The sequence below is a fragment of the Pseudoalteromonas sp. SR43-7 genome, from assembly GCF_014163785.1.
In the GTDB taxonomy this organism is placed as follows: domain Bacteria; phylum Pseudomonadota; class Gammaproteobacteria; order Enterobacterales; family Alteromonadaceae; genus Pseudoalteromonas; species Pseudoalteromonas distincta.
Genome location: NZ_JACJDY010000017.1, coordinates 86,846 through 101,833, shown reverse-complemented (window position 1 = coordinate 101,833; position 14,988 = coordinate 86,846). Strand labels below are relative to the sequence as shown.

Here is a 14,988-nt window from a genome sequence, read left to right as displayed (position 1 = left end):
TGTCGCTACCTGTGTTAAAAAATTCTCATTTACGACTGCATGGATGCAGAAGGTAGAGCAATGCAGGAGCAATTGCCGAGAACAACTAAATAGCGAATTTTTTGCCTAGCTATCAACACGTTTTTTCATCCTCAAAATAGATCACTTAATTAAGCGAATTGGTATAACTTGCATAAATACACTAGGTAGTAAACGTAGTTAGCAAACACAAAAAAGCCCGCTAAATTAGCGGGCTATTTAAATCAATAACAAATATTAATTATAAACGGTCAATTACTGATTGAGTGAAATCAGTTGTACCGTGGCTGCCACCTAAATCGCGAGTTGTACGGTCGCCTGATTTAATTACATCAGCAACAGCACTACGAATACGCTCTGCAGTATCGCCCATATTTAAATGCTCAAGCATTTGAATAGATGCTAAAATTACAGATGTTGGGTTAGCTAGGTTTTTGCCAGCAATATCAGGCGCACTACCATGTACAGCTTCAAAAATTGCTGCATCTTCACCAATGTTAGCACCAGGTGCCATACCTAAACCGCCAACTAAACCAGCACAAAGGTCAGATAAAATATCACCAAATAAGTTAGTCGTAACAATTACGTCAAACTCTTCAGGTGTCATTACCAGCTTCATACATGTTGCATCAACAATCATTTCATTTGATTCAATTTGTGGGTAACGCTCAGCTACTTCACGTGCTACTTTTAAAAACAAACCAGATGTTGATTTTAAAATGTTAGCTTTATGAACTGCAGTTACTTTTTTACGACCTTCGCGTACCGCTAGCTCGTATGCAAAAGTTACGATTTTTTCTGCGCCTTCACGCGTAATTATCGATTTTGCTTCTGCTTCATTACCGTCTTCACTTACTACTTGGCCAGCACCTGAGTACATACCTTGCGTGTTTTCACGAATAGTAATGATATCAATATCGTCGTAACGTGCTTTAGTACCAACAAATGATTTAACTGGACGTACGTTAGCGTATAAACCAAATTGCTTACGAAGTGTTACGTTAATAGATGTAAAACCTTCACCTACAGGCGTAGTTAATGGGCCTTTAAGAGTGATTTTGTTTTTAGCAATTGTATCAACTGTTTCTTGCGGTAATAACTCACCTGTTTTTTCAAGTGCAGCTAGGCCAGCATCAACAAATTCATAATCAAAGTCGCAACCTGCGGCTTTTAATATTTCAAGTGCTGAGTCGATAATGCTCGGACCGATGCCGTCGCCTTTGATCACTGTGATGGTTTGTTTGGCCATTGACTTTTCCTTTAAAGAGTTTGATTTGCACATAAATTATTACTCTGAGAGAGTAACCGCTTGTTAGAACATTTATGTGAACGTGCTTGAAAATTTAAGGGCGCATTTATACCAATTTATCACCCATTTTGCTAGTTTATACAAAAAATACTGGGTATACACGAAAATTATAATGGGTATAAAGACATAAAATAGCTTCTAATAAACTAAATACTATTAAACAACTCAAGAGATTCTAATTGTTGATAAAAATCAGCTTGGTTATGCCACTTGAGTATTTTTAGCTGTTCATTTAACGTTTGCTGCTGCCACGGAGTTAGCGAAAGTTCAGGTTTAAACACATTTTGAGCAACAATCTTAAGTGAGATCCAAAGTTTATGGGCCTCAGTTAAGTGCTTTTTAGGTGTTTGCTCTGCTTCTAAGAGTGCTGCAGTCCATGGGTTGTCACTCAATAAATGAGTAAGCTGTTGTGTTAGTTGTTCGGTGTTAATTGAACTTACCCCAAAAAATGAGCAAATAGGGGCACTCAATGTTTTATTTGGTGTGTCGTCAATCAGCGTTTTACGAGAAAGCTGTGTACTGGATTGCGTTAATAAAAAATGGGCGTAAGCGTATAAAGGTAAAGTGATGTGCTCAAACTGGTCGTGATCATTTTTACTAACCAATAAAGCCATTATTTTTACTAATCCATTTAATCTGTTAGTCACGTAGGCTTGCAATGGATGTGGGGTAACATTAACTAATTGTTCAAAAACAACCCGTTGAATTATTGCAGGTGCATTATAATAACCGACCATCGATAAACTATGTTTTAAGTCTTTTGCGGGCTGGTGTTCTTTATTATATGGTTTTACAGCCTCGCATAAATTAGCAATTACGAGAGGGTGAGGCGCCATTAGCAGGCTTAATCCTTTATAGCTGTATTCGTGCTGTAACTTAATATTACTTATTAGCTCAAGTAAAGATTGTGCCTTATCAACCTCAAGCTCACTTTGTGGTTTTACATGTTCACTGTTAAATACTTTGAAGCTAATGGTTTTATCAGTGCAATGCCATTGTTTTGGATTATCGTTAAGCGTTGCTTTTACTCTGTGCCAGGTTAATTTATTTGGATTTTCTGTACTAATTAAAACATGCCGTTGTTGTGCATCAGTTGCTAAATAAATCATGGTTTGCTCAGCGTATAAAACGCGGCTTCCCGGTAATAATGGCCCTAAATGCGCTATTAGTGATTTAATTAATTGCAGTGCGAACAAGTTAGGTGTGCGAATGTACAAATCGGTAAGTGCTTTATATAAGCTAATATGTTTATTAGCCGTATTGCTCGTAATGTTCATGCTAATAATATTTGCTAGAGCAATCAGCGTTATGCCCCCATCGTAAAGCATTATTTTAGGAGCACTTACCAATGCTTGTTTATATTTATTTAATTTAGCTAGTAACTGCGTAACAGGTTTGGCTGAATCGCCACTAGCTAACATTACTTTTGCTGCTAACTGATGACGCATTTTCCAAATTTTTTTATCAGAATCTTGAAAAGGTGTTTGCTCGCAAAGCTTGTTTAATTGCGCTCCAACACATAAATGTTCAATGAGAGTAGCGGCTATGTATAGCTCACTTAAGGCACTATTATAATTTTGAGACTTACACAGTGCGGCAGTTATGACGCTCTGACTAACAACTAAATTTGTTGCATAAGAATAACTTGGATTATAAAGCGTTAATCGGGATTGTAATGCGAGTGGCTGTTTGCTGTAGAGCAATCTATATTGCTCAGCTAGCTTACTTGCCATTGGATATAGAGCTGTCCATTTTTGTTTATTGTTATAATAACTTAAAAACAGCTGCGTATTATTAAGCAGCTGCTCTAAGGTAGTTGAAACAGCTTCATCCATTAAACCTTCACCTAATTTTGTTCTTGGTATTTATTGTATGCACTCGGGCCCCATAAAAACAGCTGCCCATTTTTAAATAATAGGCCAGTACATTCATCCATAGTGGTAATACCGTCAGATGTTTTATGTTGTGTACGATAAAAAACTATCTGAAATACTTGTTCACCATCTCGTTTGGCATAAGTAAGATCGGGGCTGCCTAAGTAATCAAGAACACTATTTAGTGTTGTTGGCTTCTCAAGTGATAGTTTTTCGATGTAACGTTTATTGAAAGCCTCTCGGTCTTGCCAAATCATAGCTTGAGGATCGTCTTTATAAAAGGTAATCACCAATGCAGCTATCAGTGCATATAGCCCTAAACCTAAAATTAAATATCGGATAAATTTTTTCAATATGGCTTACTCTGACTCCGGTAACTAATATCAGTATACGTTTTGTAATGTTTAGAGGCTATTAACTTGCGACTAATTAAGTCTTAACTGCTTTAAACTAAAACCTAAATTTATATCGGTGCGTAAACTAACCAAGTGCTTTGAAATTACGTACATATCCATATTAGCGGCTAACTTTGCTTTAATACTCGGGCTTAGAGACTCATCTTCGGCTGCTTGTTCAATTGAGTTATAGTTATTAACTATTTGCTGCGCAGATTTAGTACCTATTCCTTTAACTCCCGGAATATCATTTGTTTTATCGCCCGCTAATGCCCAAAAATCAACGAGTTTATTTTGCTCAACACCAAAACGCTCTTTTATACTTGTCTCATCTAGATAGAGCTTTTTAAAGTAATCGTAAACTGTAATGTAAGGGCCAATATAAGGTAAAAAGCCTTTATCAGTAGAAACAACAGTGCTCGTTATTTGATTATTTGATGCCTTAAAGGCAAGCGTTGCAATAATATCATCAGCTTCATCGTTAATAGGCTCAAATACTACAATACCTGTTTCTTCAATTGCGGCTTTAAAATGCAATAGAGCATCTTTTAATACTTGGGGCATTGGCGCGCGTGAATGTTTGTAGTCTTTATAAAAATGATAACGCCAGCTTTTGTCACCATCGAACACAGCAATGGCATGGGATGCATTACTCGTATCTAAAAGCTTTTTACAGGCGTGGGCTACACGTGCACAGCACGTTTGTATCATTTGCTCGTCGCTATGATGTTTTTGATTTGCGTCAACGGCGTAAATGCGCCTAATTAAATTAAGCGCATCAATAAGAAGTAAATGGGGTTTCAAACTATAAAACTCATGCTTTTATTTTGTAACATGGAACATATTTACTACCAGGGAGCTTCATGCGACCTTGAAGAACAAATGCCTGTAATAATTTATCCATATTTGTCATAAGGGCAGGTTCGCCACTTAAAATGTATGGACCGTTTAGTTTAATGGCTCTAACGCCTTCGTCTTTTACATTACCAGCAACAATACCAGAGAAAGCTCTACGCAAATTAGCCGCGAGTAGCTGTTTAGGCTGATCAAGGTGTAAATCTAGACTTGCCATATTTTCATGTGTTGGTGCAAAAGGTTGTTGAAAGTCGTTATCTATTTTTAATGTCCAGTTAAAGTAGTAGGCATCACCTTCACTTTTACGGTAATCACGAACATTAGCCATCGATGACTTTAGTTTTTGACCGACTAATTCAGGATTATCAATAATTACTTCAAACTTATCCAACGCTTCCTTACCAAGTGTCATTTCAACGAACTCGCATAGCTCTTTAAAGTACGCCTCGCTTTGTTTGGGGCCAGTTAAAATAACAGGTAAACATTGTTTAGTATTATCAGGGTGCAACAATATGCCTAATAAATATAACAACTCTTCAGCAGTACCTGCGCCACCAGGAAAAATGATAATTGCGTGAGCTGTTCTAATAAAAGCTTCAAGGCGTTTTTCAATATCAGGTAAAATAACGAGTTCGTTTACAATAGGATTTGGTGGCTCGGCAGCAATAATGCTTGGCTCTGTTAAACCTAAGTAGCGATTATCGGTGTTACGTTGCTTTGCGTGGCCAATAGTTGCGCCTTTCATTGGGCCTTTCATGGCACCAGGACCACAACCGGTACAAATATTTAATCCACGTAAACCAAGTTCGTAACCTACTTGTTTTGTGTACTTATATTCAACCTCGTTTATTGAATGTCCGCCCCAGCAAACAACCATGTTAGGCTCGCTTTTAACACGCAGTGCACCTGCATTTCTGAGCATATCGAACACCATATGGGTTATGGCTTTTTGCTCTTTTAAATCTTTTTCGTATTTTTGACAAATAAACAAAATATCACGAATAACAGAAAATATATGTTCGTGAATACCGGTAATTATTTCGCCATCAACAAATGCGGTTTCGGGTGGGTTTTCAAGCTCAATTTTAATACCTCGTTCGCGGCTTACTAAACGAATATCAAAATCTTTGTATTTGTCGTATATATCGTTACTGTCGTCGGTATGGCTACCTACATTGAGGACTGCAAGTACGCAGTTTCTAAATAATTTATAACGCTCACTAGCAGACGATTGCTCTAATAAATCAACTTCTAATTGCGACAGTAAATCTAAAACCCCAGTTGGGTTTAACTGTATTAACATAGACGTGCTCCTACTACTAAATCGTAAAACTACTTGTCATAAAAGTTATAATAGCTATGACATTATTTACTGGTACAAAGTCTATCTCGCCCTGAATTTTTGGCTTCGTAAAGTGCATCATCAGCTCTATCAAATGCCTTTAATAGGGTATCGCCTTTCTTAAATTGAGTTGCACCTACCGAAATAGTGATCTCAATTTGTTTTTCTCTAAATTTAAAAGGTATATTTTTTATTACCTTTCTTACTTTATCCAGGGGTAATGTTGCGTTTTCTAGCGACACACCTGGCATTAATAGTACAAATTCTTCACCGCCATAACGCGCTATAAAATCAGACTTTCTTACCGATTTTTGCAACGCTTTTGATATAACTTGTAAGGTAATATCACCTGCAGTGTGGCCAAATCTATCATTGATAGATTTAAAGTGGTCAACATCAATAACTGCAAGCGTAACATCTGATGGCTGCACATTAAACAAATGCATTTCGTGATTGTAACGTTCGTCAAATGCAGCCCGGTTAGGCAGTTTTGTAAGCCCATCTAGTAAGCTTTTAAAGCGCTGTTCGTTTAAGCGTTTTTTATAAGTTGTTAACTTATCTTCTAAAGTAACAATTCGGGTATTTATTTCATTAAAGCTTGCGCTAAGCATTTCTCTGTCTTTTCGTTCTAACTTTTCTTTTGCTATAAAATCTTCGCTTATTGATTTTAATTCGTTATCTACGAGTTCTTTTAAAGATGAGATTGATGTAGCTTTTTGCGTTTGCTCATTAAGATTTTTGATTTTTAGTTCAATGCTTTTATTAAGTGAGTCAAACTCAACTTCCATAGACTCAGAGTGCTTGCTAGTTGAGACTATAGAGTTATGAAGATCTTCAAGGGTTTGATTTAATGAAACTAAAAAGCTTTGAGCGGATTTACGCTCTTTACTTATATTTTTTACCACTACATCAATAATACTAATTGCAACATCGAGTAATGAATCGATTGAGTCACTTTCTGTAATATTATTTTTTATTTTATTAATTTGTAGCGTAGCTTCTTCTTCAAGTATAAGTTCATTTGCGAGCTCAAGCAGTTTTTTTGCACGCGCCTGTTTTATTGGGCGCTGCTGATCAACTTGAGGGTCTTGTTTGGTAAGCAACGCTTCATGATAAAAGCTAATAAGTTGATCAAGTAGCGGAATGTAACCATGAGTTGAATGAACGTTATTAATCTCGTGATCGAGTAAATTTCTTAGAGTTCTACGAGTATCGTCAGGTAAACCTTTGGTTTTTTGCAATTGTTTACCGGCACTTTGCACACTGTTGAATAAATTACGTTGCTGAGCTTGTTGAATCGATTCTTGGTTTTTAAGTAGGACTAAAGTTTCACTAATAAGGGGAGCAAGGTTTTCAAAACTCATGCCTTTATTAAGCGCACTTCTAAATTTGGCGAGGCGATTATCTAACTCGATATCTAGTCCTTTACAGCTCAACGATAGTTTAGCTGTAAAGTCACATAGAACATCTACTTGATGTTTACGAGCACTCTCAACAGCCATACGCGCATCAATTGCTTGTTTTAGCTTTTTATCTGTTGCGTTAGATCTTTGTGACACCTAAGCATACCGCCATCAAATTAATTTCATTATCTTCAGTTTACAACAAATTTTTATTATGTGTAGTTATCTAGTAAAAAACTTAGAAATTTTAATAAGCTACTACTTATAAACTCGTATATAGGGTCATTTATCGTATTTAATTCACTTTTAAATAGGGGCTTGTTAGTCTTGTAAGCAATTAAGTTTCCACTAAGAGTCTCTATGAAAAAGTTATTAGCCCTTTCAATTTTAGCTGCATGTTCTGCACCTGTATTTGCCGATGTAAATTATTCTTTAGAAATTTCGCAGCCACAGCATCATTTAGGTGATGTAAGTGTTGAATTTCCAAAAACAGCGCAAGCACACCTTGATATAAAACTTCCTGCGTGGCGCACGGGTCGCTACGAAATGTTAAACCTTGCAAATGGCATTCGCTACTTCAAAGCCAAAGATGAAGATGGCAAAGAACTAAAATGGGAAAAAATAGATCACAGTACATGGCGTGTACATCTTAATGAACCTACAGAAGTTAATGTTGACTACCAAGTGTATGCAAATGAGCTTGGTAAACGTGCTCGCCACATTGACGACAGCCACGCATTTATAGATGCGTCAGGCTTTTTTATGTTCAGTGACTCGTTTCGACAAGAGCCTGTAACCGTTAATTTAGACGTACCTAAAAAGTGGCGTTCTGTATCGGGTATGGACAATTTAAAAGGCAAAAACTCATTTAAAGCTGCCGATTACGACGTACTTGTTGATTCACCAATCGAAACGGGTATTAACCAACTACACACATTTGAAGTAGAACGGCGTGAATACGACTTAGTTGTTTGGGGCGATGGTAACTACGATGTAGATCTAATGCTTACAGATCTTAAAAAATTAGTTGCCACGGGTAATGTAATTTGGGATGACTACCCGTATGAACGTTATGTATTTATGGTGCATGCAACATCAGGTGCTGGTGGTGCAACAGAGCATCTAAACTCAACAATTATTCAACGTCCACGTGACCGATTTGGTAGTCGCGAAGATTACTTAGGTTTTATTAGCACAGCCGCACACGAATTTATTCATACATGGAATGTAAAAGCATATCGCCCTCAAGGTTTAGTGCCATACGATTACACTAATATGAATTACTCTAAACTGCTTTGGATTGCAGAGGGTTCAACAAGTTATTTTGAAGATCATTTATTAGTGCGCTCAGGCATTCAAACAACGGATGAATTTTTTAAAGTGATGAGTAAAACAATTAATCGTCATTTGCAAACACCGGGCCGTGAAGTACAAAGCGCAAGCGAAACAAGCTTTGATAAATGGATTAATCAAGGTGGCGATCACGCACGTAACTACAGCACTAATATTTACTCAGAAGGTTCGTTACTTTCACTTGCCTTAGATATCGATTTGCTAGAAAAAAGCCAAGGTAAAATAAGCTACCGCGACGTACACAAAGCACTTTATAACAATCATAAAATGCCAGCAGGATTTACAGATACAGATGTACTTAATATTTTAAAAGATTTAACAGGGCGTGATTATTCAAGCTGGTGGCAAGAAAATGTTGAGTCGCCTGCAAGTATTAACTTTGACGACTTACTTACTAAAGTAGGTTTAAAATTTGAGCGCCCTGATAAAGCAAAAGCGCTTGCAAGTATTGACGCTACCGCTAAAAATACGGGCGAGTTACTGACGTTAAGTTATGTACGCCGTGGTGGCAGTGCGTGGAAAGCGGGTTTAACTACCGATGATAAAATTGTCGCTATAAACAAACATCACGTAGGTAAAGATTTAAAAACTAGCCTAGAAACGTTTAAGGCAGGCGATAAAGTAACCGTTGACTATCTTCGTCGCGATGCACTTGAAAGCTTAACATTAGTATTATCAGAAGATTTCGATAAGCCTAAAAAAGTAGTTGCTGATAAAGAGGCAACGCCTGAGCAAAAAGCACTATTTAAAGCATGGATTGGCGTGGAACATCCAAATGATGTGACAAAAAAATAAATTCAGTTTTTATAGCGTTTGAATATAGTTAACGATTATTAAAAAAGAGCTTCGGCTCTTTTTTTGTTTTGCATAATGACGTATAAAATGTACATGGAGATTTAATATTAAAATTAAATTTAATTATTATTTAGTATTTTCCTATTATTAAATAAAATTATTTATGGATATAGCCTTAAAATGAAATTAGATAACCCGACTTCAAACTTAACCCATCAATTTGTAATTAACGACTATTTGCATCAGTTGTTTGATGCGGTAAATGTTATTTCTGTTCAAGGTTATGACAATGAGCGTCGTGTTATTTATTGGAATGAAGGCAGTGAGCTACTTTATGGATATACCAAAGAAGAAGCCATAGGACAAAAAATAGAAGACCTTATAATTCCAGAGCCAATGTGTGAGTTAGTTATTAATGCGCATAGTGACTGGGTAGAAAAAGACATAGAAATTCCAGCATCTGAAATTATTTTACAAGACAAGAATGGAAATGATGTATCCGTTTTTTCTAGCCATGTTATGTTTACAAATCAATATAATACAAAGCAAATGTACTGTATTGATATTGATTTATCTGAGGTTAAAAAGGCACAGGCAGATGCGTCATTTAATGAGCATATGCTAAAAACTATTTTTGGGGCAATTCCTGACTTATTTTTCTTGATGGAAAATGATGGAACTATTATTGAGTATCATGCCAGTAATGAGACCGACCTTTACACCAAGCCAAAGCTGTTTATTGGTAAAAAAATGGGGGATGTACTCCCTCGCGATGTAGCCAAAAAATTTGAAACTTATATCAGCCTCGTATTAGAAAAAGAGCAGATGATGAGCTTTAATTACGAGTTGACCTTGCCTCATGGGCTCGTTTATTTTGAAGCAAGAATAAATAAAATAACAGAACATAACCAGTTAATGGTTATTATTCGAGATATTACAGAACAGCATAAATCAGATGAACTAATTAGACATCAAGCGTATTACGATAGTTTAACTTCGCTTCCAAATCGTTTTTTAGCACTAGATCGTTTGTCGCAATTACTTATTGAAGCAAAAAGAAATAACGAAAAAGCTGCGGTACTGTTTTTGGACTTAGATGACTTTAAAAAAATAAATGATTCATTAGGCCATGAAACAGGAGACAAACTTTTAATTGAATCAGCGCAAAGGCTACAAGATGCACTGCGAAAAGAAGACACGGTAGGGCGCCTAGGTGGAGATGAGTTTATTGTATTATTACGAGGTATAACTGATCATCATGCTGCGCTAAAAATCACTGAAAAACTGCTCAATAATTTTAGGGCCCCTTTTAAAATTGAAGGCCGAGAACACATACTAACAGCAAGTATTGGTGTAGCCATATACCCAGAAAATGGTACAACCGTTGCTGATTTATTAAGAAACGCTGACACTGCAATGTATCAAGCAAAATCATATGGTCGTAATACTTATTCATTTTTTACTAAAAAGATGAACGTAATTATTCAGCGCCGACTCGTAATAGAAGAGCAGATGCGTGGCGCCCTTGAGCGTGACGAATTTGAGTTATACTACCAGCCCCAATTTGACGCCAAAAATAAACACATCATTGGTGCAGAAGCGTTATTACGTTGGCATAACCCTGTGCTAGGTAATGTAACACCCGATGAGTTTATACCTATTGCCGAAAATACAGGGTTAATTGTACCGATTGGCAAGTTTGTAATTAGCCAAGCATTAGATTTTTTAAACACATGGCAAAGTACTTGTAAACGAAAACAGCAATACACTATTGCCGTTAACTTATCACCTCGTCAATTTAGAGACGTGGGATTACTCAGCTTTATTCAAAACTCACTAAGTGAAGCAAACGTAAATCCCGAACATTTAGAGCTTGAAATAACTGAGGGAGTGCTGATGAGTTGCCACACTAATGTTGTTGATATATTGACTGAAATAACAGCATTAGGCATTAACTTATCAATGGATGACTTTGGTACGGGTTATTCGTCATTAAGTTATTTGAGGGAGTATCCGTTTAATGTACTCAAAATAGATAGAAGTTTTATTGATGGTATTGTACTAAACAATGAAGACCGTAATCTCGTAAAGGCAATTATTGCCATGTCGCACAGCTTAGGACTGACAGTGGTAGCCGAAGGCGTAGAAACAAAAGAGCAGCTTACTTTATTGAACAAATTAGGCTGTGATTTTATGCAAGGTTTTTACTTTAGCAAACCAATACCAGCAAAACAGTTTCTTGATTTTTCGATGAATTTTGATAAAAAGTAAGATTTAACACTCGATTGTAACAAATCATTGCACGGCTATTGACCTCATTAGCTACTGACGAGTAACCTGTTATAGAAACAAATAAAAAGGATTCTATAATGCGTTTAAAACCTCTTGTAGCTACATTAGTAGCCACATTTTCTTTATCACTTTCAAGTAGTGCCATAGCCGACGAAGGCATGTGGCAACCACACCAACTTCCTGAGTTAGAATCAATTTTAAAAGCCAAAGGGCTTGAAATTGATGTTGAATCTATTTCTAAATTAACCGAATTCCCAATGAATGCGGTAATTAGCCTAGGTGGCTGTACAGCATCGTTTGTATCGCCTAAGGGTTTAGTTGTGTCAAACCATCACTGTGTTTATGGCTCGGTGCAATACAATTCAACACCTGAAAACAACATTTTAGAAAATGGCTTTTTAGCTAAAAGTCCTGCTGAGGATTTACCAGCAACGCCGGGTTCACGCGTATACGTCACAGAAACAGTTACTAATGTGACTGATAAAGTTAATAAAGGTATCGAAAAATTAAGCGGTAAAGCACGCTACGACGCAATAGTAAAAAACGAAAAAGCGCTAGTAGCCCAGTGTGAAGCCGACGAAAGCTATCGTTGTAACGTGTATTCGTTTCATGGTGGCTTAGAGTTTTACCTAATTAAGTCACTTGAAATTAAAGACGTACGTTTATCTTATGCACCGGCTATGGGCGTAGGTAACTACGGTGGCGATATAGATAACTGGATGTGGCCGCGCCATACTGGCGACTTTGGTTTTTACCGTGCTTACGTAGGCAAAGATGGTAAACCAGCAGAATACAGCGAAGACAACGTACCTTACGTACCAGACTCTTACCTAAAGGTAAGTGCCAAAGGCGTGCAAGAAGGCGACTTTGTAATGGTTACAGGCTACCCAGGGCGTACTAACCGCTACCGTATAGCAACAGAGGTAGATAACGTATTTAACGACAGCTACCCTAAAGCACGCGTTCATAACTCAAAATACGTGTCGCTTATTGAAGAAAACTCAGAAGACGGCAGTAAAGCGCGTATTGCTTACGAAAGCACCATTGCAGGTTATAACAACTATATTAAAAACTATGGTTCGATGATCGAAAGCTTCAAAAAAGGCACTATGCTTGAGCGCAAAAAACAGTTTGAGCAAGAGTTAACACAATGGATCAATAGCGATGGTGAGCGTAAAGAGCAATACGGAAGCGTATTAGGTGAGCTATCTGAGCTAATTGCACAATCACAAGAGCACAGTGAACGCGACCGAATGTTAGGTTATGTACATCGCTCACAGATGATCAGCACAGCACGACGTTTATACCGCTTAGCTTATGAAAAGCAAAAGCCAAATAGCGAACGTGAATCTGGTTATCAAGAACGTGACTTACCTCGCATTAAAGCAGGGCTTGAGCGCATGACGCGCCGTTATGATAGCAAAGTAGACAAAGCTATTTTACTGCACTTTTTAGAACTGTATGCAGCACTTCCAAAAGAAGAGCGTTTTAGCGAGGTTGATAACGTATTTAAAGTACAAAATGGGTTTGATAAAGCAACCCAAAGCGCGTTACTTGATAGCATGTATGAGCAGTCAAGACTCGATAATGCCACTGTTCGCAATTCATTATTTGAACAATCGTTTAGCCAGCTAAATCAAAGCCAAGACCCATTTGTGCAGTACGCTAAAGCAATATTTAAAGTAATGAAAGCAGAGGAAGATAAATCAAAAGCACTTGCAGGTAAATTACAAGCGGCTCGCCCTGAGCTAATGAGCGCAATAATTGCGTTTAACAAAGCTAAAAACAAACCTGTATACGCCGATGCCAACAGCACACTACGAGTAACCTATGGCACTGTAGGCGGCTATTCACCTCAAGACGGCTTGGTAGCAACACCCTTTACCTCGCTTGAAGGATTACTCGCTAAAAACACCGATGTTGAACCATTTAATGCACCCAAAAAGTTACAAGAGCAAATTAAAGCCAAGCTTTACGGTGATTACACGGGCGGCATGAATACAGTACCCGTTAACTTTTTATCAAATGTAGACACTACCGGTGGTAACTCAGGTTCGCCAACACTTAACGGTAAAGCAGAGCTTGTTGGATTACTGTTTGACGGTGTTTACGAAAGTATTATTGGTGACTGGGATTACAACCCTGAGCTTAATCGCTCAATCCACGTTGATTCACGCTACATGCTGTGGGTAATGGATAAAGTAGATAATGCACAAAACTTGTTAGACGAAATGACAATCGTAAAATAAGTAATTAGTGAGATAACAGAAGGGCGCTTACCGTAAAGGAAGCGCCTTTTTTATTAATCATAATGGGTTACGGTTTGTATACGTCAGTAGCATAACTTAGTTTTGCTAAGCACGCTTCTCTTCATCGCGAAGTGTTAAAACTTCGAAGCCCGTTTCTGTTACTAGAACGGTATGTTCCCACTGAGCAGAAAGTTTCTTGTCTTTTGTTACGACTGTCCATCCATCTTTTTTAGTTTTTACCTTCTTGGAACCTTGGTTGATCATAGGCTCTATAGTAAAGGTCATACCTGCTTCAAGCACTAACCCTGTATGAGGTTTACCATAATGCAAAACTTGCGGCTCTTCATGCATTTCTTTACCAATACCATGACCGCAATATTCACGTACTACACTATAACCAGAAGATTCAGCGTGCTTTTGAATAGCATAGCCAATATCACCAAGCGTTACTTTTGGCTTTACCACCTTAATACCTTCCCACATAGCATCATAAGTCGTTTTAACCAATCGTTTGGCTTCTGAGCTTGTCGCTGCAAAAGTATACATTTTACTTGAATCACTGATATAACCATTTTTCTCTAAGGTAATATCAATATTTAAAATATCTTTGTTTTTTAATTTATAAATATTATTGGGTACACCATGGCACACTACGTCATTAACTGATGAGTTCAATGAATACCGATAGCCATATTGGCCTTTACTGGCAGGACGAGCATGTAACACATTGGTAATATAGCTTTCTACTTTAGTGTCTATATCTAACGTAGTTATGCCCTCGCAAATAAAATCATCAAGCATTTTAAATACCTGAGCTAAAAGCTTTCCTGATTCTCTCATGAGCTCAATTTCTGCATCAGTCTTTATTGTTGCTTTACTCATGCAAAAGATCCTGAATAGTAAGCTTTTCTTTTATAAGTTGTTTTTTAATTATTTCATGGTAAGTAAGTGTTGGATTTAACTCAGCAAGCATGCCTATTTTAATCCAAAACTCTGCTTGTGAATTGATAGATCTGGACATGATATTACTCGATTTTCTAATTTCTTCATGCAGCCCGTCTGATATTTTTACTATTCCCATTATATATACCGTATATGATTTA

11 protein-coding genes are annotated in these 14,988 nt (G+C 37.2%); 3 read left to right on the top strand and 8 right to left on the bottom strand.

Annotated elements, in window-relative coordinates; genetic code table 11:
* Positions 1-259: 259 nt before the first annotated feature.
* The 6 genes from H5087_RS13840 to H5087_RS13815 all read right to left on the bottom strand — a co-directional run bounded on the left by H5087_RS13840 (position 260) and on the right by H5087_RS13815 (position 7,352).
* Positions 260-1,267, bottom strand: a complete 1,008-nt coding sequence (locus H5087_RS13840) for an isocitrate dehydrogenase (protein WP_039487666.1) — start codon at positions 1,265-1,267, stop codon at positions 260-262.
* Between the two features lie 206 nt (positions 1,268-1,473).
* Positions 1,474-3,162, bottom strand: a complete 1,689-nt coding sequence (locus tag H5087_RS13835) for a hypothetical protein (protein ID WP_182672395.1) — start codon at positions 3,160-3,162, stop codon at positions 1,474-1,476.
* 11 nt (positions 3,163-3,173) lie between these two features.
* Positions 3,174-3,557 (bottom strand): DUF3192 domain-containing protein, encoded by a 384-nt coding sequence (locus H5087_RS13830; RefSeq protein ID WP_182672401.1) that lies wholly within the window; start codon positions 3,555-3,557, stop codon positions 3,174-3,176.
* 69 nt (positions 3,558-3,626) lie between these two features.
* Positions 3,627-4,400 carry a flap endonuclease Xni gene (gene xni / locus H5087_RS13825; RefSeq protein WP_182672393.1) on the bottom strand — a complete coding sequence of 258 codons (774 nt, stop codon included), beginning with the start codon at positions 4,398-4,400 and terminating at the stop codon, positions 3,627-3,629.
* 10 nt (positions 4,401-4,410) lie between these two features.
* Positions 4,411-5,754 (bottom strand): nucleotide 5'-monophosphate nucleosidase PpnN, encoded by a 1,344-nt coding sequence (ppnN, locus tag H5087_RS13820; RefSeq protein WP_182672392.1) that lies wholly within the window; start codon positions 5,752-5,754, stop codon positions 4,411-4,413.
* Positions 5,755-5,816: 62 nt separating this feature from the next.
* Complete coding sequence (locus H5087_RS13815; protein WP_182672390.1) at positions 5,817-7,352, bottom strand: GGDEF domain-containing protein; 1,536 nt, start codon at positions 7,350-7,352, stop codon at positions 5,817-5,819.
* Between the two features lie 204 nt (positions 7,353-7,556).
* Between H5087_RS13815 and H5087_RS13810 the strand changes: the two genes are divergently transcribed.
* From H5087_RS13810 to H5087_RS13800, 3 genes are all read left to right on the top strand, one after another.
* Complete coding sequence (locus H5087_RS13810) at positions 7,557-9,344, top strand: M61 family metallopeptidase (protein WP_182672389.1); 1,788 nt, start codon at positions 7,557-7,559, stop codon at positions 9,342-9,344.
* A 180-nt stretch (positions 9,345-9,524) separates the two neighbouring features.
* Positions 9,525-11,615 carry a bifunctional diguanylate cyclase/phosphodiesterase gene (locus H5087_RS13805; protein WP_182672388.1) on the top strand — a complete coding sequence of 697 codons (2,091 nt, stop codon included), beginning with the start codon at positions 9,525-9,527 and terminating at the stop codon, positions 11,613-11,615.
* A gap of 98 nt (positions 11,616-11,713) precedes the next feature.
* Positions 11,714-13,885 (top strand): S46 family peptidase, encoded by a 2,172-nt coding sequence (locus tag H5087_RS13800; protein WP_182672387.1) that lies wholly within the window; start codon positions 11,714-11,716, stop codon positions 13,883-13,885.
* Positions 13,886-13,990: 105 nt separating this feature from the next.
* Here H5087_RS13800 and map read toward each other — a convergent pair whose 3' ends face one another.
* Entirely contained in the window at positions 13,991-14,767 is a 777-nt protein-coding gene (gene map / locus H5087_RS13795) for a type I methionyl aminopeptidase (RefSeq protein WP_182672386.1), read from the bottom strand.
* On the bottom strand, positions 14,760-14,966 hold the full coding sequence (locus tag H5087_RS13790; protein WP_024596935.1) for a ParD-like family protein: 207 nt from the start codon (positions 14,964-14,966) through the stop codon (positions 14,760-14,762). Before H5087_RS13790 ends, map begins: the two co-directional genes overlap by 8 nt.
* Between the last annotated feature and the right edge of the window lie 22 nt (positions 14,967-14,988).